Here is a 20,398-nt window from a genome sequence, read left to right as displayed (position 1 = left end):
GAAAATTTTTATTATCTAAATAAAAGCCTAAATATGAGTGATTTTTTATTTCCAATAATAGAAATAGTTTTAGGCGTAGTTCTACTTTTTGCTGGAGGAGAGTTCTTTATTCAAGGAGCCATATTTTTATCTTTAATTTTAGGAATACCTCAAATAGTAATTGGTTTGACAGTTGTTTCTCTTGGAACAAGCTCTCCTGAGTTGTTGGTAAGTTTGAGTTCAATTTTAAAAGGCAGTGATTCACTTGCGGCTAGCAATGTAATTGGAAGCAATATTTTTAATGTTCTTGTTGTTTTGGGCATAAGCTCATTGATAACACCTCTTAAGGTAAAAAGCAGAATAGTCAAAAGAGATGTGCCTCTTTTAATGGCAATTTCTTGTGCAGTTTGGGCCATGTCATCAACAGGCTTATTAACATTGCAAGCAGGGGTATTTCTAATATTTTGTTTAATCTTAAATACAATATGGGAAATCAATACCATCAATGAGAAAGGAGAGGAGACAAAAGATGCTGAACCAGAGATAGAAGAATTAAAAGATAACTATAAAGGGAAGATGAATATTTTACTAAAGTTAATATTGGGAATAGTTCTTTTAAGCTTTGGTTCAAATATTTTAGTAAATGGTTCTCAAACGCTTGCCACCCTTTTGGGTGTTAATGAAATTGTTATTGGTTTAACTATCGTAGCCACTGGAACATCCTTACCAGAATTAGTAACTTCAATAATTGCAGCATTTAAAGGCAAAACGGATCTTGCGATTGGCAATGTAATAGGAAGTAATTTGCTAAATCAACTTCTAATACTTGGAAGTTGTAGTATTTTTTCAGGATTTAAAGGTTTAGTAATTGAACAAAGTCTTATAAAAGTTGACTTACCTTTTATGGTTTTAACTACCTTTGCATGCTTACCAATTTTCTGGAGCAAAGGGAAAATCACTAGAATTGAAGGATTCATTTTGATTAATCTTTATATTTTTTACATTCTCGATAAAATACTCTTTTTGAATGGATTTAATTATCTCTATGAATTAAGGATAGGTTTATTTATTTACTTTTCACTCCTTGTAGTAATTCTATTTGCTCAAGAAAAATTTAAATTTTCTAATTCATCATTTTAGCCATACATAGTCACAAATTCTTCTGAGATAGTTGGGTGTAAAGCCATAGTAATATCAAAGTCTTTTTTTGTTATCCCTGCATTTAATGAAATTGATACCATTTGAATAATCTCAGATGATGTTTCTCCAAACATATGACATCCCAGGACTTTGTCGGTTAGCTTATGAACTACAATCTTCAACATACATTTTGATTTATTCTCTTTAAAAGTACTAGACATAGGGGTAAATTTGCATTTGAAAATTTTTATATTTTCTTCAGAGTAAATCTCTTTAGCTCTTTTCTCACTTAAGCCAACTGTTGAAATTTCTGGAATAGTAAAAACGGCCTTAGGGATATTTTCATAATTTACTTTTCTTTTTTGGTCATTAAAAAAATTATCTGAAAAAACTCTCCCTTGTTCTATTGCTACTGGAGTTAAGTTTGGTTTATTTATGATATCGCCAACTGCAAAAATATTTGCGTTGCTTGTTTGATTAAGTTCATCAACATCTAAATATTGGCCATCCATCTTTAGATTTAAAAAATCTAAATTTAAAGGCAAAAGATTTGGTTCTCTTCCTGTAGCAATAAGGATATTATTAGTAAGCAGTTTATCTCCCGAGTCTAGGGTAGATTCCAGATTTCCATATACTCTTTTTATAGACTTTAATTGAGTATTGGAGATTATATTGATTTCAGTAAAAGTAGGTGATTCCTCTAGGCATGAAGAAAGATCCTCATCAAAACCATTAAGTAAATGTTGACCTCTAATTAATTGAGTTACTTCAGTACCTAAATTTCTGAAAATAGAAGCAAATTCACAAGCAATATATCCTCCTCCTACTATTAATATTGATTTGGGAAACTTTTCTAATTCAAAAATATCATCACTAGTCCATGCCAAATCTACCCCAGGAATATTTAATTTCTTTGGTTTACCTCCAACTGAAATAAGAATTTTTTTTGAACTTATTTTATTTTTGATTTTCTTCGTTTTTGGACAACTAATTTCTAATTGATTTTGAGTAGTAAATCTTCCTAAACCCTCAAAAACAGTTATATTCAATTTTTTTAAAGAATTTCTATGTAAATTACTTAATCTAGAAACCTCCTCTCTAACATTCTTCAATAAAATATTTGATTCAAAATTAATACCTTCATTTTTTAATCCATATCCTTCAGAAGAATCCATATTTTTCTTACTTTTAGCTGCATAAACCATCAATTTCTTAGGAACACATCCCCTTATCACACAAGTTCCTCCTATTTGATTTACTTCTATGATTGCGACTTTTGCTCCATAACTAGCCGCACGTTTAGCCGCCGCGAGTCCTCCAGATCCAGCGCCAACAACAATTAAATCAAATTCAAATTCCAAGACTTTTTTTAATCAATTATTATAACGTTAGTTTATAGCTTTAATTCAAATAATGAATGGAATTTTGACATGGGCTGATTTAAATAAATTTGAAGTTAAAGATCTTGATAGAGTTCATGGTATAAATAATTCCTACGCAAATTTAAGATTATTTGGGCATAGTGAAAATGATGTATTAGTTACCCTCTATAGGGATAGACATTCTTGGTGTCCTTACTGTCAGAAGATATGGTTATGGCTTGAGTTTAAGAGAATTCCATACAGAGTCAAAAAAATAAATATGTTTTGCTACGGTCAAAAAGAAAGTTGGTTCCTTGAAAAAGTCAGATCGGGGAAATTACCTGCAATTGAATTTAAAGGGCAAGTTATAACTGAAAGCGACGATATCATAGCTTTTTTAGAAAATAAATTTGGAGCACTTGGATCTTTTATTACATCTAGTCACCTTATCAAAATTCGAGAATTAGAAAGAGAAATTTTCAGATCCTGGTGTAATTGGCTCTGCCGAGAAAGCTTTAATTTTATAGATAACTCTTTTAGAAAAAAAAGATTTAAAGAATCCATTTCTAAACTCGATGAAATCTTAAGTAGGTCAAAATCAGGGTATATTGATCCATCAGCAACTAATACGGGTGATATAGAGCCAGGTGTTGGAGATATAATTTTTATTCCCTATATGGAGAGAATGAATGCATCACTGATTTATTTTAAAGGGTTTAATTTAAGATCTAATTACCGTCATATAGATAACTGGCTTACCCTTTTTGAAGGGACAAGTGCTTATAGAGGCACTCAAGGAGATTTTCATACTCATTCTCATGATTTACCCCCACAAATGGGAGGATGTTATAAAGAATGCAATGAACAACAGATTACTTTCTCTAAGCTAATTGATACTGGAGAGGGTCTAGGTAATTATGAATTAAATAAAAATTATGATTCAAAATATTTCGCAAAAATTGCTCTTAAAAGAGTGATAAAGCATAAAGACAATTTACTAAAAGTAAACCCATACAATAAAGAATCCTTTGAGGAATCATTGAGATCAGCTTTGACTCATATGATCACAGGTGAAGTATTAATTCCTAAAAAAATTTCAGGAATCTCTTTAAAATACTTAAAAAATAGAATCTCAGTTCCTAGAGATATGCCAATCATTTCAGCGAGGTTATTAAGGCAATCATTAAATAAAATTGAGTCACTCAGTGATATCAATGAAATCGATAAGATACCTTTCAGGCATAGATATGATCAAGATCCTATAAATTTCATTTCTAGTTAATAGTAAAACTATAAATTTTTTCTTGAATCTATTTGAAGTAAATCTCTTATTTTTTGAACTTGACTTGCAATATTAGGATCAGTAGACAATTTCCTTTCAACTTGTTCAATAGCATACATAACCGTTGTATGGTCTTTCCCCCCAAATTCATCTCCAATTCTTGGTAGGCTTAAATCTGTTCCATGTCTCATAAGATACATGCCTATTTGTCTAGCTTGACTTACTGGTTTTCTTCTACTTGAACTAATCAATTCATCAATAGAAACTTTAAAGAAATCGGACACTTTGTTAATAACTTGTTTTGGAGTTACCACTACTCCAACACTAGTAGGATCAAGCATTGGAGCGATTGATTGGACTGTCATTGGCAAGCCTGTTATTGAAGCAAATGCAACAGCTCTAGTAAATGCTCCTTCTAATTCTCGAATATTCGAAGTGAATCTTCCTGCTATAAATTGAATTAAATCTCTTGGAAGACTCATCCTCTCTTGTTCTGCCTTTTTTTGAAGGATAGCCGTCCTCGTCTCAAGGTCAGGCGGTTGAATATCAGCCGTCATGCCCATTGAGAACCTAGAAATTAATCTCTCTTGAATTCCCGACAATTGATTTGGAGGCCTATCACTTGCAATAACTATTTGACTTCCTGATTCATGAAGAGCGTTAAAAGTATGAAAAAATTCTTCCTGTGTATACTCTTTACCTTCTAAGAACTGTATATCGTCTATTAAAATCAGATCTACATTCCTATATTTATCTCTAATAGCAGTCATTCCATCCCTTCTGATTCCACTTATAACGTCGTTAGTGAAAGTCTCTGTAGATACATATTTGACTTTTGCTTCTGGATCTATTTCAACTCGATAATGACCTATTGCTTGCATTAAATGAGTTTTACCTAGACCTACTCCACCACAAATAAATAGTGGATTGAATTCTCTCCCAGGAGATTCGGCTACTGCTAAAGCCGCAGCATGGGCCAATCTACTATTTGGACCTACAACAAATCTTTTAAAGACGTAGCGTAAATTTAGACCATTAGGATTTTTAGAGCGATTTTTTGAAGAATTATCTTGGCTATTTTTAGAAAAAGATTTAGTTTTATGATAAACCTTCTGTTCATTAATGTTCTCTTTATTTGTTATATCGTTGCTTATATTTGTTTCGGACTTAAAAACAACTTTTACATTATGGCCACAAATTTCTTTTGCAGCTTTTTCAATAGTTTCGCAATAATTCTTTCTTAACCAATCGCTGGAAAATGTATTTGGAGCGATTAAGGTCAATAAGCCATTCTCAAAGCAATTAAATTTAGCAGGCCTTATCCATGTCTCAAATGAAGGTTTACTTAAAGTTTTTTGGAGTAATTGTTGAACTTCCGCCCAAATAGGATTAGTTGCTTGCAAAATTTTATTCTCTAGATTATTAATCTAGTTGGAATTTAATAATTGGCCATTATCTAATCACAAGATCACGACAAATTTAAAATTACTTAACAAAGAATAGTCTAAATTTATAAGAATAAATTTTATATTTTTTTTATAGGCATATAATTATTATAAATCTTGCTGAAGTATTGGATAAAGCATTACTTATTATTATGGCAAAATGGCATGGTTTTGGAAGATGCAAAACAAGATTAGCAAAAGATATTGGAAAAATTAATTCTGCAAAAGTGCAAAGTTTGATGACCAACCACACTATTTCTGTAGCCAAATCTCTCCAAAAAATCAAACAAATAGATATTTCTTTAGCCATATCTGGTTTAGGAGGGGGAAATTGTAAAAGATGGTGTAAAGAATTAGGTGTTAAAAAGTTTAATTTACAGGGTAGAGGCTGCCTGGGAGAAAAAATGAAAAGACAAATAATTATCAATAAAAAATTTTGTACTCGAAATAAAATAAAAAATATTATTTTTGTTGGAACTGACCTACCAGATTTATGTCATTTAGATTTATTAAATACTATCAGACAGCTAAAACAAAATGATCTTGTTCTAGGGCCATCTAATGATGGAGGTTATTGGCTGATTGGTTTATCAGCAGAAATAATATCAAAACATCAATATTTACCTTTTATCAATATTAGTTGGAGCAAAGAAAATGTTCTTCAAAATACAATTAATAATTTTGCTCATACAAAATTGAAATATAAGTTGTTAGATAAAAAAATAGATATAGATACGATAATTGATATTGAAAATAGAAGTAATCAATTTGTCTAAAATTTCAATTATCATTCCAACTATCAATGAAGCCAATAATTTGCCATTGTTGCTTTCAGACTTGTCAATTATTCAGGAAGAGGGAGAAATTCTTATTGTGGACTGTGGTAGTGAAGATAAAACTATTGATGTAGCAAATATTTATGGAGCAAAAGTATATAAATCCCAAGAAAGAAATCGAGGTTTACAGTTAGATATTGGTGCTAAAAATTCAAAAGGAGAATGGCTAATATTTTTACATGCTGACACTAGATTAACTCATGATTGGTTTACAAAAATAAAATCAGTTTTTAAGGGAGACAAAAATTTTATTTACTATTTTAAATTTAAAATTAGTAATAAAAAAATAATTTACAGAGTCCTAGAGATTCTTGTTAATTTTAGAAGCAAATATTTTAAACAACCTTATGGAGACCAAGGTTTAATAATTCATAAATCAATTTATCTTAAGAATAATGGTTTTAGAAATATTCCTTTAATGGAGGACTTAGATTTTTTTATGAGATTAAACAGTAAAAAATATTTAAAGCAATTAAATTTACCTATTTTTACGAGTCCAAGGAAATGGGAAAGAACTAATATTTTTCTCCAAACAATCAAGAATTGGAACTTTAGAAGAAGGTGGTTAAATGGCGAATCTTTAAAATCTATATATTCTGATTATTATAAAAAATAATTAATTTGAATACCAAAAGGCGCATTTAGAGCCTCTTGGTTCTAATATCCAACCTTGTCTTTTGTAAAAGGAAACCACTTCCGCATCAGCAAAAAGGGTAACTTTTGAAATGCCAATGTTTTTTAATTCTTTTAGGATATATTTCATTAATTCTTTCCCCAATCCAAGTCCTTGATAGATAGGATTAATCGCTACATCCCACACTGTCGCCTCTAGAATTCCATCGCCAGTGCATCTTGCAAAGCCTACTAGCCTAGGAAATTTATCATCATGACGCCATAAACCAACCACCAAAATACTAAAATCCAAAGCTCTTTTAACTCTTCTTATTGGTCGTCTGCTCCAACCAACAGTTTGCAAAAGTTGATCTAGGTCTATTAGATCTAACTCTTTACTTTTACTACATACAAAAATTTCTTCTTTATTTTTTTGAGTGAATTCATAAGAATTTAAACCATAAATATCCAAAAGTTTATCTCCAGATATACTGTTCGATTTTTTTATTGATGAACCTTGGTTTCTAAAAATCATTAAAAATTCGCAAATCCTTTTTGCTGAAGCTCAGAGAGCTGAAAATATAAGCCCTTTTTCATTCTTAATTGATTATGCGTTCCCTCTTCAACTAATGATCCCCCTTTTAAGACTAAAATCTTATCAGAACTTTCAATCGTTGCTAGTCTATGAGCTATTACTAATGCTGTTCTTTTTGTCAGAATCCTTTCAAGATCTTTCTGCAAAGTAGCTTCTGTAGATGGATCCATAAACGCTGTTGCTTCATCCATTATCAAAACAACAGGATTTCTAATTGCTACTCGAGCTACTGAAAGCAGTTGTCTTTCTCCAGAAGAGAGATTCCCACCTCTTTCTCTAAGAAAAGTGTTCAAACCTTCTGGTAATTTTTTTAATAAACTATTTAATCCTAATTCATTACAAAGATTTTCTAATTCAAGATTGTCTATATTCGTATTTAGTTTCAAATTATCTGCAACATTTCCACTAAAGATAAAAGTATCTTGTAGAACTACTCCCAACATATTTCTAAGGGTTGCTATAGGAATATCTTTTATATCAATATCATCAATTAAAATTTTGCCTGATTGAGGTTCATACAATCTACATAACAATCTAATTATGGTCGTTTTACCTGAACCAGTTGGGCCTACGAAAGCCACATGCTCTCCTGGATTGATCAAGAAAGATAGGTCCTTTAGGATATGCTCTCCTTCATTGTAGAAGAAATTAACATTCTTGAATTCAATTTTACCCTTAAATTCCTTATTTACATTTTGAGCATCTTCTGAAAAATCTTTTGAGGAAACAGAGTCTTTAATCTGAATTTCTTCATCCAATAATTCATTTATTCTCTCAACAGCTGTAAGACCTCCTTGAATCTGAGTAAATCTTTCTGCAAGCTGTCTTAAGGGTTCAAAGAGTCTTTGGGAATATAAAATGAAAGTTGTTAATGTCCCTAAACCAATATTTCCAGAGGTAACAAGATAACCTCCAACTGCTAAAACCAAGGAAACTGCAGCAAGCGAAATCCACTCTATAAATGCCGAAATGCTACTGTCATAAAATATTGTTCCATTTACTGCTTTCTTATAAGCAACTCCAGTATTTGAAAATTTCTTGCTATTGAAAGCCTCTCTTCTGAACATCTGAACGACTTCTAGACCTTGAAGATTTTCTTGAAAATCAGAGTTGAGTTGAGATAATTCTTCTCTTACTTGATAATTGGCCTTTCTATAGCGTTTTTGAAGCCATATAATAAAATATGAAACCGGTATTTGAGTTAAGAGTAATAAAATAGCAAGTCCTCGATCAATTGAAAGCATTGTCAAAGAAATTACTATCAAACTTACAAAGTCAGCAATAACACCAACTGCCCCACTCCCAAAAACCTCGGCTAAAGCATCAACATCATTTGTTAATCTCGTTAACAATTTTCCTACAGGCATCTTATCGTGATACTTAAGAGATAAAGATATTGAATGATCAAAAAGTTCTCTTCTTATCCTTGCTGTCAAACGTTGACCCACTGCTTGGATATTGTATGTTTGATATCCTTGCAAAACCAACCTAAAAAGAACAGTTACAAATAAAGTTAAGATTATGGCATTTATTGACTGTCCAAAGAAAGTTTTACTTAGCCAAACATCAGTACTTTCTTTTTTAAGAATAGTAATTGCTTGACCTACCAATAGTGGTTGAATAGCGCCAGAGAAAGACACGGGTAACAAAACTATTAAGATTAAATAGATTGATTTTTTATCTTTAGTTAAATATTTACCTAACTTTTTAATCCTTCTAAAATCATTGAAAAACATTTAGCTAATCTTCTATAAACCATTAGTTGATTCTATTGATAAAATCGTATCTTTGAGATAATTATCATCTAACCTCATAGATAAAGGATTTCCAATTAGTCTTGCAGTTGAGTAAAAAAGGTCATCAATTTTAATTAAACCATTTTCTTTAAGAGTCTTTCCTGTTGCCACCAAATCAACTATTGCCTCTGCCATACCTGTTATGGGGCCAAGCTCTACAGATCCTGTTAAATGAACTATTTCTACAGGTATATTTAATTCATCAAAATAAGATCTTGCTGTTTTTGTAAATTTACTTGCTACTTTACAATTGGCAGGCAGATCAGTTGGTTTTAAATAATTGCTATTTTTCTTAACCGCCAATGACATATGACAACCCCCAAATCCTAAATCTAGTAACTTTGCGACTTTTAATTCAGATTCTCTTAAAACGTCATATCCAACAATACCTAAATCAGCCTGTCCATAACTTACATAAACAGGAACATCTCCATTTCTTACCAATAAAGCTTTAGCCCGTTTGCAATTTGATTCAAATGTTAATGATCTATTATTATCATTTAAAGCATCAGAAAAATCTAACCCTGCCCTTTTAAAAATTGAAATTGAATCTTCTAACAGAGCTCCTTTTGGTAAAGCTATAGTAATCATAGATTAATTTCTTACAAGAATTCTTCATTCTAAGTTAACAATGGAATTTAATAAAGCTCAAAATATAATTGGACTCAGAGTTTTAAGTGATAATGTCATTTGGTTATGGGAGAAAGATTCATCAGTAGTAGTTGTAGATCCATCTGTACACGAACCAGTGATTAGATATATAGAAGAAAACAATTTCAAGTTAAAAGCTATTTTGCAAACTCATCATCATTCAGATCATATTGGAGGAACAAAAGATCTTATTAAAAGATGGCCAAATGTTAAGGTGATTGCTTCTTCCAAAGAAAAAAAGCGAATACCTTTTCAAAATATATCTGTAGAGGATGGAGAAAATTTGAATATTTTAGGTGAAGAAGTAAAAATAATTGAAGTATTAGGGCATACAAGCTCACATATCGCCTTCTTTTTGAATGGTAAAAATCCTGTTCTTTTTATTGGTGATACATTATTTTCAGGAGGTTGTGGAAGAATTTTTGAAGGAACTTATCAACAAATGTACTCTTCTCTAGAAAGAATAAAGTCTTTACCAAAAAATACCTTAATATATTGTGCTCATGAATATACCAAGGCAAATCTATTGTGGGCATTGAATCTAAAACCTAAAGATCAAGATATAAAAAATAAACTTTTGCAAGTTGAAAAAAAACTTTCTATTAACGAATTAACAATTCCATTTTTACTAGATGAAGAAATAAAAATAAACCTTTTCTTAAGAGCAAAAAATTTAAAAGAATTTACTTTTTTAAGAGAAAATAAAGATTTATGGGTTTAAATAGATAGGTATCATCTTAAACAAATGTCCTCTAAGCAAGTAATTAAAACATCTAATGCTCCAGATCCAGTCGGACCTTATAATCAAGCAATAAAAGCTGCGGGTTTTATTTATTGTTCTGGTCAAATTGCTATAGATCCAGCTACAAATGAAATAACATGTTTGGGTGATATAGAGAAGGAAACTATTCAAGTTTTAAAAAATCTCTCAGCAGTTCTTAAAGCTGGTGGAGCAAATATAGAGGATGTAGTGAAAACAACTATTTATTTAACCGACTTAAGTAATTTTCAAATTGTCAATAAGATATATAGCGACTTTTTCAACGTAGAAAATCCTCCCGCAAGGGCCTGTGTAGAAGTTTCATCTTTACCCAAAGGGGTTTTAGTTGAAATAGATTGCGTTGCATTTCTAGATTAATTTCTAATTATTGAGAAATTTGAAATATGATCCAATTCTGCACCATATTTGTATAGATTATTAATTGGTTATTTCTTATTGGTCTATGTCGGCAGCAAAGCTTAATATAGATGAATTAGAAGCAGGTTATCCTTTATTTTGTAAAGCTCTTAGATTATTAATTTTAAAAGGTAACTCAGTTAAAGATATAGAAAAGACAGTTTGTTGGGGGCATCTCGAAACTTTAAATAGATGTTTGCCAGGAAGATATAAAGCACCTACATATTTAATGGCTTTAATTAAAAGAGATATTGCCAAACCTAATAATTATTAAAAGGGATTAATCTTCTAAATAAAAATTATCTATATACTTTGAAAAATCTTTTTCATTATCAGATATTTTTTTATTATCTAAAAAAATTGTAAGACTAACAAAATTCTTACCAAAGCTAATATTTGGATAAATATCCTTTTCTTTACATAATTCCTCAATTTTCTTGATAAATTTACTGATTTTTGAGTATTCCTCAAATTCAAATCTTTTTTCAATCCTCAAAGGTGATTCTCTTTCATTCCACATTAAATTCTTTATTCAAGACTAATTACACTATACAGTGAGCAAAGTTTCTCAATAAACTTTTTTAAGTTAAAAATTTTAATCACTCTCCCAATAATCAATAATACCTCCAATTGTTAAATCAGTTTGAACTTCTGGATTAGGACAAGCAAATCTCGCAGCCGAGCCACTAGCAGTAAAAACCCAGTTACCTTCTCTAGCACCAACAGGATCAACAGCAACTAATTTCTTTCCCTTATTATTTTCCAAAATTCTTAAATTCATATGACCCAAGCCAGCGACTCTTTGAGTACATACCATCCTTCCTAATACCTTCATTATTTCCACGATTTCTGTCCTCCTAATTTTTTGAGTTATCAGGATCCCAATGATCTATTATTCCAACAATCGTTAAGTCACTTGGATAAGATTTGCTTCCTGCAGCTTCTCTAGCAGCAGAACTTCCGACACAAATAACCCAATCTCCTGGCTTACAGCCAACAGCATCTACTGCAACCTTACTTGAGGATCCATCCAAAACAACCTGTAGATGTTTATGTTCAAAACCAGGAATCCTATTGGTAGATACAAGTGGTTTCACAACCTTGCAAATCAACATAACTAGTGAGCCTCCTCTGTTTTTTTATCTAAAGACATTCCAATAATTTGGGCGGAATGAATGTTGTCCCTATCTCTAATAGTAGAGCAAGTATGTAACAAACCTTGATCAACTAAATTTTTATATCTAATTGATATCGCATTATTAACTCTTTCACAATCTTTTATTGCTCTCTCTTTTGCACCAGGTACTTTGCCAGAGTAATCAAATCTTATAACTACTGGAATAGGTAGATCTTTTGAAACATTTAATCCAGTAAAAATCTTCACTCCTACATCTAAATCTGGCGCCCCTTCTTCGACAGTATCTAAATGAGAAAAATAAGTTAAATTCCTGAGATGTACTTCTTTGAAACCTATACCAACACCAATAAATCTCTCAGCATGACCAATATCATTATAAGAGCCATTATGAAAATTTTTCACATAATCAATTTGAGAAATATTATTAATAACTAATTTATAGATAAACTTTTCTATTCCTTGGAGTTTATCTTTTGAAGATTGTTGAGAAATTATCTGACATATTTCTCTCTCAGAATCATCTTTAGAAAAGTTTATTGTTGAGTTATAAATTTCTAAAGTAGAAATAGTTTTTTCTAAATCTATATTCCCATCATTAGTTGTCAAATGTATTTTTAGTGAATCAGTGTCTGTATCAAGTCCAATTAACATTAACTCCACAGATGCTCCGCAGCAAAAGCTATTCTCTACAGCCTCTTTGAAAGCATAGAGTTTATTTCTACCTTCTTCTGCAGCTAACTTGTCATTACTCCCATGAGCTGCACATCCCTGATGCAAAGGATCTACAGAACTGAAATGATAAGTTACAACTTTTAAGTATCTGGTATCTTTATGAGCTTCATTAGGGATATTCTCTCTATATCTTTTATGTTCAGTTTTTACCCATCTATTTACTGTATTTTCAATATCAAAAAGTGCCCCAGCGTGGGATCTTCTTCTTACTGAACTAAAAGGTATTCTCATAACATATGCCACTGAATGAGCTAATCGCCCATCTGAACAAGGAGTTATATCAAGTAAATGTATTCCACAATCTAAAAGAAGTTTTTCAAAGTCTTGGGCACTATTACTACCAGAAGCACCTTCAAGAGGATCATTTTTAAAAAAATTGTCACTTAGTTTCTCATGTTGTTTAAAAGCACACCATGCATATAGAGCTCTCATATCAAGAGGTTTAACCCAAGATTTATCTAATATATGAAGGGGTAAATCTATTCCTAAATTTTTTCTTGATATTTTCTGAGCCATATTTATAAAATCTTTATGATGTTGTATTCGAGCAATTTCCTTTAGAGTTGGAACAATTTCGTCAAAATCACTTTTTATTTTGCTTTCATACCTATATAAATTTTCATTTTGAATATTATTAGTTAATTCATGAGACTTTCCAGGATTTTTTATATCATTTGATTTTTTAGTGTGTATATGAATATTTTCAGTAAAAGTTTTCATTGGAGCTGTTGGCCCCAATGTGAAGTTCTTGGCTTTAGCCAGTCCTCTTAAAGGCATTATTTACTTAACCTCTGGCACCACCTGAAAAGGTAACAAGTTGTCCATCACGAGTATTACCACTAGATCCAGTTATCAAGAAATCTGGTTTTTCTGTTTCCTCATTTCTTTTAACTTCTAAAGGGGGCATTGCACTCATATTTCCTGCTCTTGATGGATTTCTCTTTCTAGAAGAAGCTCCCTCTGTTCCTGTTACCTTATCACCGCGATCCCAATCATCGCCAGTTACGTTTCCCACAGATTGTCCCTCACCAGTAATCCTAGATGCAACTCTTTTTTCTGGTGTCTTTGCAGCACGATCTGCCTCTTCAATTTGCATTTTTTGTTTATAAGTAATATTTTTATTCGGTTCGAATCTAAATTTTTCAGTTCCAGTGACTTTATCTACAGCCATATCAAAAGGTCCTGTTATCTTTGAACCATTTTCATATTCATTACCGGTAACGCCTTGAGTATTTTTTTCGGAATATTTTTCTCTCGATGGTGACTTAACAGAAAATTCGTTCCAAGAATTACCTGCTGACTTTTCCGGATTCGCATACTCATTATCATCTGGAGGATTATCACAAGTTTTCGAGAACTGATCTCCTCCAATATAAGGAGTTCCTGTCAGATTCTTACAAGCACCTTTCTTCGCCCCTGTCATTACTCCGCCAATTCCTGGTTGCTGGCCTGTAAGTCTGGCATTGGAATTATTTCCAGAATTAACTGTTGCTCGGGATTTCACATCTTCAGAAGTTTCAGTACTACAATTCTCATTAATCTGATCTAAGCCTGCGTATGGTGTTCCTGTTAACACTTTGCAAGAGCCTGGTTCATCTCCAGTTACTGTTTTTGATCTTCCTGTCATAGTCCCACTTATCAAATTAGACTTTGAAGAAAGACTTAAACCAACTTTCCTAGCTTCTGGTTTGGGTTTTGAACCGCAAAACTTCTCATATTGCTGAGATCCTATGTACTCATCACCAGTTACATTTTTACAACTCCCATGTTCATTACCTGTCATAAGGTCTGATCTTCCTACCCCTGTACCAGTTACATTATTGCCATTAAGAGTGTTGTAAATGCCTACTTTTTCAAATGCTTTACCTTTTGGATTTGGCTCAGAGCCAAGATATTGATCTCCAGTTAATTGATGTCCAGAACCTGATTCATCTCCAGTAACTAGGGTTGATCTACCAGGAAGAGATCCAGAAACTTTTAATCCATCAGTTGTAGTACTATGTTTAACCTTTGAAGGATTTTTTGGAACTTCACCACAATACTTCTGCGATTGATTAGCAGATACATATTCTGTACCTGTTAGGTTTTTACAAGTTCCTGGCTCATCCCCTGTGACCCTCTCAGATCTACCAACTTCATTCCCAGTTACTTTATTACCTGATGTTGTTGAGGTAACAGTAGATCTTAGTGGTTGTTTATAACTTGGTCTATCTTGACAAAATTGATCAATCACATCTGCTCCCATATATTGGGTACCAGTAACTGTTCTACATGTACTTGCTTCATTACCTGTAGTTTTTATAGATCTATTGGCTTGTGTTCCAGTAACTATTTGACCTGAATCAGTTTCACTTTTGCCAACTTTCCAACTTGCATCAGCAATATTTTGTTTGGCTCCATTTTTATTTGGACCACATGGTCTACATTTACCATTACCTTTATTACTACCTGTAGCACCGGTTTTACTTCTTAATTCTCTTACTCTCTGAGAAATTTCTCTACTACTTAAATCTGGATCTCCCCTTCTAGCTAGAGAAGCTGCACTAGTATTTTGTTTAGATGCTGATTTACCATGCTTAGATTGAGCTTCTCTTCTGGCTAAAACAATATCTCTACTTGTATTAGCGATAGGCTTTCTCTTTTGATTAATTCTTCTTTTAACGTTTGGTTTTAGTGTTTTAGTTTCTGTATTATTTGAGTTTTTCATTTCTTGATTTTCAACAACAGTTGGTTTGACTTCGTTTACAGAAATTTCTTTTTTAAAATCAGTACGAGTTCTATCAGATGAAGCTATAGCTGATTTACCATGAGTAGACATTGCTTTTCTTCTCTCTATAACTAACTCTTTAGCAGATAAAGTTGTTGAAGAAGACTTTCTATTTACCTTAGTTTTTGGAATATGTTTTGTAGCGGGTTTAATAATATTTTGATTATTAGAAGAAGACTGAGTACCAGAAATCTGTATGTCTTGAGAAGATCGAACTCTATCTTGAGTAGTCGAAGAATAAGCAGCAGCTTTTTTACCGCTATCACTCATCGCCTTTCTTCTTTCTAGTGCAATCTCTCTACTGGTTTTTTTTGACATAATCTTCAAATTTAAAACTCTTTAAAAAACTCTTTTAAAAAAACTTTCTCCAATTTTTTTTGGAGAAAGGTATTTACTACATTAAGTAGATTTAGCGTCCTTGGAAAACGACAAAAGCTGTTCCTTGGCTTTGAGTATAAGCATCGTAGCCGATGATTCTCACGTGATGATCAGGGTATGCTCTATGACATGCCTCTAATTCACTTACAACCAAGTTAAGATCTTTTTCCCCAAAGAATGGGAGTTTCCAATAAGACCAATAAGTTTGCATACTTCCACTAGGGTGAACATGCTCAATAACAGGACTCCAACCTTGAGCAATTATGTATGCAATTTGATCATATATTTCTTCCTGGGTCATCGGTGGTAAGAAACCGAATGTTTCCAGGGTTGCAACTGTTTGATAGTCGCCTACTGTGCTCTGGAAAGGCATAATTAATCTAAATGTGAATGAAAATTACTCGAAATAGTACGAGATTTATAGAAGTTTGAGGAGAAAAAGAATCTCCTCAATTTTGAAATTTGGTTTAACCTTGAACGTCAAGCTTGTCGACGGTATCAAACTCAAACTTGATTTCCTTCCAAGTTTCAAGAGCAATAGCTAATTCAGGACTATGCTTAGCAGCTTCCATAAGAATGTCTCTACTCTCTTTTTCAATTTCGCGACCTGCATTACGTGCTTTAACACAAGCTTCTAAAGCGACTCTGTTAGCTGCAGCTCCAGCAGCTGAACCCCATGGATGACCATGTGTTCCTCCACCAAACTGAAGACAAGAATCATCTCCAAAAATCGCTAAAAGTGCAGGCATATGCCAAACGTGAATACCACCTGATGCGACGGCAAACACTCCAGGCATTGAACCCCAATCTTGATCAAAGAAGTTACCTCTTGACCTATCTTCAGGAACAAATGACTCTCTTAAGTTATCGATGTAACCAAGAGTTGTTTGACGATCACCTTCTAGTTTTCCAACAACAGTTCCAGTATGTAATTGATCTCCTCCGGAGAGTCTCAAACATTTTGCTAGAACTCTGAAGTGGATACCATGCTTTGGATGTCTATCTATAACAGCATGCATAGCTCTATGAATATGCAGAAGCATGCCATTTTTACGACACCAGTTTGCTAATCCAGTATTTGCAGTAAAACCACCAGTTATGTAATCATGCATGATGATTGGCATATCTAGTTCTTTTGCAAATTCGGCTCTTTCATAGAGTTCTTCAGGAGTGTTAGCAGTACAGTTTAAATAGTGACCTTTAACTTCTCCAGTTTCTTGCTGAGCAAGCTTAACCGCCTCTGCAACAAACTCAAATCTTTCTCTCCAACGCTGGAATGGTTGAGAATTAATATTCTCATCATCCTTCGTTAAATCAAGACCGCCTCTAAGACACTCATATACAACTCGACCATAGTTTTTACCAGATAATCCTAATTTAGGTTTAATGGTACAACCAAGAAGAGGTCTTCCGTATTTGTTTAAACGATCTCTCTCAACTACGATTCCATTTGGTGGACCACCGCAAGTCTTAATGAAAGCGATTGGGAATCTTATATCTTCTAGACGTAAATGTCTTAAAGCTTTAAATCCAAAAACGTTTCCAACTAGAGATGTTAATACGTTTGTGATAGAACCTTCTTCAAAAAGATCTAAAGGATATGCAATAAAAGCATAAAAAGCTTCAGGATCTCCAGGAACGTCTTCTATTCGATAACAACGTCCTTTATAAAATTCTAAGTCTGTAAGTAACTCGGACCAAACTGTTGACCAAGTACCTGTTGAAGATTCAGCCGCAACAGCCGCTGCAACTTCTTCTCTTGGAACACCTTCTTGGCCTGTACATTTGAAACAGGCTAGTAAATCGGTGTCTAGGGGTACATACTCAGGAGTCCAGTAGGTATCTCTGTACTCCTTTACCCCTGCATCATACTTCTTACTCATAAGGATAAATTTAGGTCTGTGTAGGGAAAATAATTATTGTGCAAAATTCATAAATCTTGCTTTACTTAATTAGTCCTTTTGACCAAGAAATTCACCATTACCAAGAGCAGGTTCAACTTCTCTATGAGGACGAGCAATAATGTGAGCTGCGACTAAACCGTCACCAACTCTTTCACAAGCATCAGCACCAGCTCTTACAGCTGCGTTAACTGCGCCTGTTTCGCCTCTAACTAATACTGTGACATAACCGCCACCAACGAATTCACGACCAATAAGGCGAACTTCTGCTGCCTTGGTCATTGCGTCTGCTGCTTCAATTGCAGGTACAAGTCCGCGTGTCTCGATCATGCCGAGAGCGATACCCATTGTTTCTGTAGCCATTGCCTACTAAATTACTAAATGTGGAATGTTCAATCCGAAGAATGCTTCATTTAGTAGTTATAAGTCAAGCATTTTCGATAAAATCTCCATTAATGTTTTTTCTATCATTCATAAGATAAACTTATGACCCTTGGTACTATTGATATATCAATACTTATAGAAATTAGTTAGTACATCAAAACATACTGTTGTGTTAATAAAAAATTTACATTATGTTATTTCCGTACGAGACGGGCCCTGTCTACACAGGTGTGGAATGTTCAACCTTTCCTGTCTCCGTATCAACCTTTGAAGTAAGATAATATTCACAATAAATTTATTCTGTTTTGAACCTTCCAGTTCTCACCATTGCAAGTGGCAACCAAAAAAAGGTTTCTGAAATTTCGGAAATGCTAGACGTCCTGTCTTTAAAGGTAAATAAGCAACCAGAATATTTAAATGTCGAAGAGACTGGAAACACATATTTTGAGAATGCACTACTAAAAGCCAAGGCAGCTTCCTTAGAGACAAAAACTTGGGCATTAGCTGATGACTCTGGTCTTGAAGTAGATATTTTAGATGGTCGACCAGGGATATATTCTGCTAGGTATGCCAAAAACAACGCTGAAAAAATTAAAAAATTGATTAAGGAACTTTCCGATAGTCCTTATAGAAGCGCAAGATTTATAAGTTGTATGGTTTTGTGCGATCCCTCAGGAAACTTAGTTAAGGATACAACTGGAATATGCTGGGGAGAAATTCTTAAAAATCCAAAATACCCAAATGGGGAATTCGAATCTATTTTTTGGGTTAAAGAAGCTAACTGTGTTTATGGAGATCTTTCACAATCACAACTAAGTAAATTAGGTAGTAGGGGTAAAGCTGCAAAAATGATGTCGCCTTTTTTAAAAAAAGAAATTGGTTTAAATTAAAAAATTTTCAATAATTTGAAATTTCTTCAATTGCTCTTATAGCAGCAGCTGCGGCTTCTTCTACATCCCCTTCTTTCCCAGCAAGAGTTAACCTACCAAAAGCTCCAACTGCTTTAACATCAACAACGGTTATATTAGATGCTTTTTCAGCTTCATTTGCTGCTTTTAAAACATAACCAGCTGGTTCGGTTTCTAATATGAACATGCTCATTCCAGATTGAATCATTGATCCACTTCTGTTTTGTCTATTTATTAAAACGGCATGATCTGGAGTAATAGCTCGAATAACTTCAGTCCAACTTGTTGAAGGTTTTGTTCTTTTTCGAACTTCACTTCCAATAGCATCTAGAACAACATCTCCAGAATGTAAAACTGTACTTTGATCTTTATGGTAAAGAGCAAGAGATCCAAATGCTCTTTCAACAATCATCTGACCAAGTCTTACATTACTTGCTTTTAATGCAATATCAGTGACTCTATGAACTGCCATCCCAGGAGAAACTTCCATCCAAAGACATGAATCACCTGGAATAGGTAAAAAACCTCTACTAACAGTTCCCATGTATGCAGCTAATTGAGGTTGCAGAGAATCTAAAAAAACATATGTTCTTAACTCGATTTGCTCAACTTGACTTGCTTGTCTGGATACCAAAGACTTTTCTGAATCAGTAGTAATAAAACAGCTCGCGCCACTGGCCTGAGATTGCACCTCAGATCCTGTGACAAGAGAACTCGATCTTTTCCGTTCCCCTCTGTTAAAGCTAGAAGTTGGTTCCATTCACGCGACTATAACGGATAATGGTTCATTTTTTCTATTAAATTTACTTGCATGCTTCCCACAAAACGATAACTTCAAGTAAAAGATATGCATTTTTATGGGAACATCTCAAAAAAAAGAACCAAATATTTCTGGTATTGAAAAAGAATTAACTCCTGATCAAACTCTTGGATTAGTAAGTTTAAGCTTGATGCAAAAACTATCTCAGAAAGACCCATCTTTTAGTTGGTTAGAAGAAGATAAAATAGAGAAAGTAAATCTTAAGAACCTTAGGGATAGATTGGAATTAACGCAATTAGCTATTGATACCGGAGCACCCTTATCGACTTCAGAAGTTACAGCTTTAATTGGAGCAAAGCCCGGGAAATCTAAGTTAGAAAGAGCAGGATTATTAGCTACAAAAATAGCTAGAAATGTATGGAGGATTTCAAAAACAAGTCAAGGGAATTCCTTCTACAGAAATTAACAACACTTGTAAAAAATCTATTTAATAATTCTCATTTAAGTATTTAAACATTCATATAAGTTTTTTAAATGTGTGCATTTTGTAAGAGAA

General features: G+C 33.1%; 23 protein-coding genes. 9 read left to right on the top strand and 14 right to left on the bottom strand.

All coding sequences use genetic code 11. The features are described from left to right. Positions 1–33: 33 nt before the first annotated feature. Positions 34–1,119 carry a calcium/sodium antiporter gene (locus EU96_RS03430; protein ID WP_032526863.1) on the top strand — a complete coding sequence of 362 codons (1,086 nt, stop codon included), beginning with the start codon at positions 34–36 and terminating at the stop codon, positions 1,117–1,119. Here EU96_RS03430 and gorA read toward each other — a convergent pair. After that, positions 1,116–2,480, bottom strand: a complete 1,365-nt coding sequence (gene gorA / locus EU96_RS03435) for a glutathione-disulfide reductase (RefSeq protein ID WP_032526862.1) — start codon at positions 2,478–2,480, stop codon at positions 1,116–1,118. The genes EU96_RS03430 and gorA overlap by 4 nt on opposite strands. Before the next feature lie 52 nt (positions 2,481–2,532). On the opposite strand from gorA, the gene EU96_RS03440 reads away from it, so the two are divergent. Beyond that, positions 2,533–3,762 carry a glutathione S-transferase gene (locus EU96_RS03440; RefSeq protein WP_032526861.1) on the top strand — a complete coding sequence of 410 codons (1,230 nt, stop codon included), beginning with the start codon at positions 2,533–2,535 and terminating at the stop codon, positions 3,760–3,762. An 8-nt stretch (positions 3,763–3,770) separates the two neighbouring features. Here EU96_RS03440 and dnaA read toward each other — a convergent pair whose 3' ends face one another. Then, positions 3,771–5,165 (bottom strand): chromosomal replication initiator protein DnaA, encoded by a 1,395-nt coding sequence (gene dnaA, locus EU96_RS03445; RefSeq protein ID WP_032526860.1) that lies wholly within the window; start codon positions 5,163–5,165, stop codon positions 3,771–3,773. Positions 5,166–5,359: 194 nt separating this feature from the next. On the opposite strand from dnaA, the gene EU96_RS03450 reads away from it, so the two are divergent. After that, positions 5,360–5,983 carry a TIGR04282 family arsenosugar biosynthesis glycosyltransferase gene (locus EU96_RS03450; protein WP_032527021.1) on the top strand — a complete coding sequence of 208 codons (624 nt, stop codon included), beginning with the start codon at positions 5,360–5,362 and terminating at the stop codon, positions 5,981–5,983. Then, positions 5,976–6,659 (top strand): TIGR04283 family arsenosugar biosynthesis glycosyltransferase, encoded by a 684-nt coding sequence (locus EU96_RS03455; RefSeq protein WP_032527020.1) that lies wholly within the window; start codon positions 5,976–5,978, stop codon positions 6,657–6,659. The genes EU96_RS03450 and EU96_RS03455 overlap by 8 nt, the downstream gene beginning before the upstream one ends. On the opposite strand, the gene EU96_RS03460 is transcribed toward EU96_RS03455, so the two are convergent. The 3 genes from EU96_RS03460 to hisG are packed head-to-tail and all read right to left on the bottom strand — an operon-like array spanning position 6,660 to position 9,637. Beyond that, a complete protein-coding gene (locus EU96_RS03460) occupies positions 6,660–7,190 on the bottom strand; it encodes a GNAT family N-acetyltransferase (protein ID WP_032526859.1) in 531 nt (176 codons plus the stop codon). It abuts the gene before it with no gap. Then, positions 7,190–8,986 (bottom strand): ABC transporter ATP-binding protein, encoded by a 1,797-nt coding sequence (locus tag EU96_RS03465; RefSeq protein WP_032526858.1) that lies wholly within the window; start codon positions 8,984–8,986, stop codon positions 7,190–7,192. Before EU96_RS03465 ends, EU96_RS03460 begins: the two co-directional genes overlap by 1 nt. Before the next feature lie 12 nt (positions 8,987–8,998). Beyond that, a complete protein-coding gene (gene hisG / locus EU96_RS03470) occupies positions 8,999–9,637 on the bottom strand; it encodes an ATP phosphoribosyltransferase (protein WP_032526856.1) in 639 nt (212 codons plus the stop codon). 40 nt (positions 9,638–9,677) lie between these two features. Here hisG and gloB point away from each other — a divergent pair, with 40 nt between their 5' ends. The 3 genes from gloB to EU96_RS03485 all read left to right on the top strand — a co-directional run bounded on the left by gloB (position 9,678) and on the right by EU96_RS03485 (position 11,148). Then, positions 9,678–10,418, top strand: coding sequence for a hydroxyacylglutathione hydrolase (gloB, locus tag EU96_RS03475; RefSeq protein WP_032526855.1), 741 nt, complete (start codon positions 9,678–9,680; stop codon positions 10,416–10,418). 24 nt (positions 10,419–10,442) lie between these two features. Next, the gene (locus EU96_RS03480; protein ID WP_032526854.1) at positions 10,443–10,835 is read left to right on the top strand and encodes a Rid family detoxifying hydrolase; all 393 of its coding nucleotides are present in this window, start codon (positions 10,443–10,445) and stop codon (positions 10,833–10,835) included. Between the two features lie 85 nt (positions 10,836–10,920). Continuing rightward, a complete protein-coding gene (locus EU96_RS03485; RefSeq protein WP_002806681.1) occupies positions 10,921–11,148 on the top strand; it encodes a DUF3136 domain-containing protein in 228 nt (75 codons plus the stop codon). 6 nt (positions 11,149–11,154) lie between these two features. Here EU96_RS03485 and EU96_RS03490 read toward each other — a convergent pair whose 3' ends face one another. The 8 genes from EU96_RS03490 to EU96_RS03525 all read right to left on the bottom strand — a co-directional run bounded on the left by EU96_RS03490 (position 11,155) and on the right by EU96_RS03525 (position 18,153). Further along, complete coding sequence (locus EU96_RS03490) at positions 11,155–11,394, bottom strand: 4a-hydroxytetrahydrobiopterin dehydratase (RefSeq protein ID WP_032526853.1); 240 nt, start codon at positions 11,392–11,394, stop codon at positions 11,155–11,157. Between the two features lie 75 nt (positions 11,395–11,469). After that, on the bottom strand, positions 11,470–11,718 hold the full coding sequence (locus EU96_RS03495; protein WP_011376112.1) for a carboxysome peptide B: 249 nt from the start codon (positions 11,716–11,718) through the stop codon (positions 11,470–11,472). Between the two features lie 13 nt (positions 11,719–11,731). Beyond that, the gene (locus EU96_RS03500; protein ID WP_025929977.1) at positions 11,732–11,989 is read right to left on the bottom strand and encodes a carboxysome peptide A; all 258 of its coding nucleotides are present in this window, start codon (positions 11,987–11,989) and stop codon (positions 11,732–11,734) included. 2 nt (positions 11,990–11,991) lie between these two features. Next, positions 11,992–13,521: a carboxysome shell carbonic anhydrase gene (locus EU96_RS03505; protein ID WP_032526852.1), complete on the bottom strand. Its 1,530-nt coding sequence runs from the start codon at positions 13,519–13,521 to the stop codon at positions 11,992–11,994. Positions 13,522–13,528: 7 nt separating this feature from the next. Further along, positions 13,529–15,829 carry a carboxysome assembly protein CsoS2 gene (gene csoS2, locus EU96_RS03510; protein ID WP_032526851.1) on the bottom strand — a complete coding sequence of 767 codons (2,301 nt, stop codon included), beginning with the start codon at positions 15,827–15,829 and terminating at the stop codon, positions 13,529–13,531. A 91-nt stretch (positions 15,830–15,920) separates the two neighbouring features. Then, complete coding sequence (locus tag EU96_RS03515) at positions 15,921–16,262, bottom strand: ribulose bisphosphate carboxylase small subunit (RefSeq protein WP_011376108.1); 342 nt, start codon at positions 16,260–16,262, stop codon at positions 15,921–15,923. 94 nt (positions 16,263–16,356) lie between these two features. Then, positions 16,357–17,772 (bottom strand): form I ribulose bisphosphate carboxylase large subunit, encoded by a 1,416-nt coding sequence (locus EU96_RS03520; protein WP_002805854.1) that lies wholly within the window; start codon positions 17,770–17,772, stop codon positions 16,357–16,359. 69 nt (positions 17,773–17,841) lie between these two features. Further along, a complete protein-coding gene (locus EU96_RS03525) occupies positions 17,842–18,153 on the bottom strand; it encodes a BMC domain-containing protein (protein WP_002807869.1) in 312 nt (103 codons plus the stop codon). 326 nt (positions 18,154–18,479) lie between these two features. Between EU96_RS03525 and EU96_RS03530 the strand changes: the two genes are divergently transcribed. After that, positions 18,480–19,064, top strand: a complete 585-nt coding sequence (locus tag EU96_RS03530) for a non-canonical purine NTP pyrophosphatase (protein WP_032526850.1) — start codon at positions 18,480–18,482, stop codon at positions 19,062–19,064. 7 nt (positions 19,065–19,071) lie between these two features. Here the strand turns inward: EU96_RS03530 and EU96_RS03535 are convergent, their stop codons facing one another. Continuing rightward, entirely contained in the window at positions 19,072–19,842 is a 771-nt protein-coding gene (locus EU96_RS03535) for a microcompartment protein (protein WP_032526849.1), read from the bottom strand. A 97-nt stretch (positions 19,843–19,939) separates the two neighbouring features. Here EU96_RS03535 and EU96_RS03540 point away from each other — a divergent pair, with 97 nt between their 5' ends. Continuing rightward, on the top strand, positions 19,940–20,308 hold the full coding sequence (locus tag EU96_RS03540) for a hypothetical protein (RefSeq protein WP_032526848.1): 369 nt from the start codon (positions 19,940–19,942) through the stop codon (positions 20,306–20,308). The last annotated feature ends 90 nt before the right edge of the window (positions 20,309–20,398 follow it).

This window comes from Prochlorococcus marinus str. MIT 9302 (genome assembly GCF_000759975.1).
GTDB classification, from domain to species: Bacteria; Cyanobacteriota; Cyanobacteriia; order PCC-6307; family Cyanobiaceae; genus Prochlorococcus_A; species Prochlorococcus_A marinus_M.
Note: the sequence above shows the minus strand (reverse complement) of the source record. Positions and strands in the feature narration are given on the sequence as shown.

What these genes read in the sequence shown, in the direction of transcription:
- csoS2 (WP_032526851.1), bottom strand. Translation starts at nt 15,829, where the DNA reads ATGTCAAAAAAAACCAGTAGAGAGATTGCACTAGAAAGAAGAAAGGCG.
- EU96_RS03525 (WP_002807869.1), bottom strand. Translation starts at nt 18,153, where the DNA reads ATGGCTACAGAAACAATGGGTATCGCTCTCGGCATGATCGAGACACGC.
- EU96_RS03430 (WP_032526863.1), top strand. Translation starts at nt 34, where the DNA reads ATGAGTGATTTTTTATTTCCAATAATAGAAATAGTTTTAGGCGTAGTT.
- EU96_RS03460 (WP_032526859.1), bottom strand. Translation starts at nt 7,190, where the DNA reads ATGATTTTTAGAAACCAAGGTTCATCAATAAAAAAATCGAACAGTATA.
- EU96_RS03480 (WP_032526854.1), top strand. Translation starts at nt 10,443, where the DNA reads ATGTCCTCTAAGCAAGTAATTAAAACATCTAATGCTCCAGATCCAGTC.
- EU96_RS03490 (WP_032526853.1), bottom strand. Translation starts at nt 11,394, where the DNA reads ATGTGGAATGAAAGAGAATCACCTTTGAGGATTGAAAAAAGATTTGAA.
- EU96_RS03505 (WP_032526852.1), bottom strand. Translation starts at nt 13,521, where the DNA reads ATGCCTTTAAGAGGACTGGCTAAAGCCAAGAACTTCACATTGGGGCCA.
- gloB (WP_032526855.1), top strand. Translation starts at nt 9,678, where the DNA reads ATGGAATTTAATAAAGCTCAAAATATAATTGGACTCAGAGTTTTAAGT.
- EU96_RS03520 (WP_002805854.1), bottom strand. Translation starts at nt 17,772, where the DNA reads ATGAGTAAGAAGTATGATGCAGGGGTAAAGGAGTACAGAGATACCTAC.
- EU96_RS03515 (WP_011376108.1), bottom strand. Translation starts at nt 16,262, where the DNA reads ATGCCTTTCCAGAGCACAGTAGGCGACTATCAAACAGTTGCAACCCTG.
- EU96_RS03485 (WP_002806681.1), top strand. Translation starts at nt 10,921, where the DNA reads ATGTCGGCAGCAAAGCTTAATATAGATGAATTAGAAGCAGGTTATCCT.
- EU96_RS03450 (WP_032527021.1), top strand. Translation starts at nt 5,360, where the DNA reads ATGGCAAAATGGCATGGTTTTGGAAGATGCAAAACAAGATTAGCAAAA.
- EU96_RS03540 (WP_032526848.1), top strand. Translation starts at nt 19,940, where the DNA reads ATGGGAACATCTCAAAAAAAAGAACCAAATATTTCTGGTATTGAAAAA.
- EU96_RS03465 (WP_032526858.1), bottom strand. Translation starts at nt 8,986, where the DNA reads ATGTTTTTCAATGATTTTAGAAGGATTAAAAAGTTAGGTAAATATTTA.
- hisG (WP_032526856.1), bottom strand. Translation starts at nt 9,637, where the DNA reads ATGATTACTATAGCTTTACCAAAAGGAGCTCTGTTAGAAGATTCAATT.
- EU96_RS03440 (WP_032526861.1), top strand. Translation starts at nt 2,533, where the DNA reads ATGAATGGAATTTTGACATGGGCTGATTTAAATAAATTTGAAGTTAAA.
- EU96_RS03500 (WP_025929977.1), bottom strand. Translation starts at nt 11,989, where the DNA reads ATGTTGATTTGCAAGGTTGTGAAACCACTTGTATCTACCAATAGGATT.
- EU96_RS03535 (WP_032526849.1), bottom strand. Translation starts at nt 19,842, where the DNA reads ATGGAACCAACTTCTAGCTTTAACAGAGGGGAACGGAAAAGATCGAGT.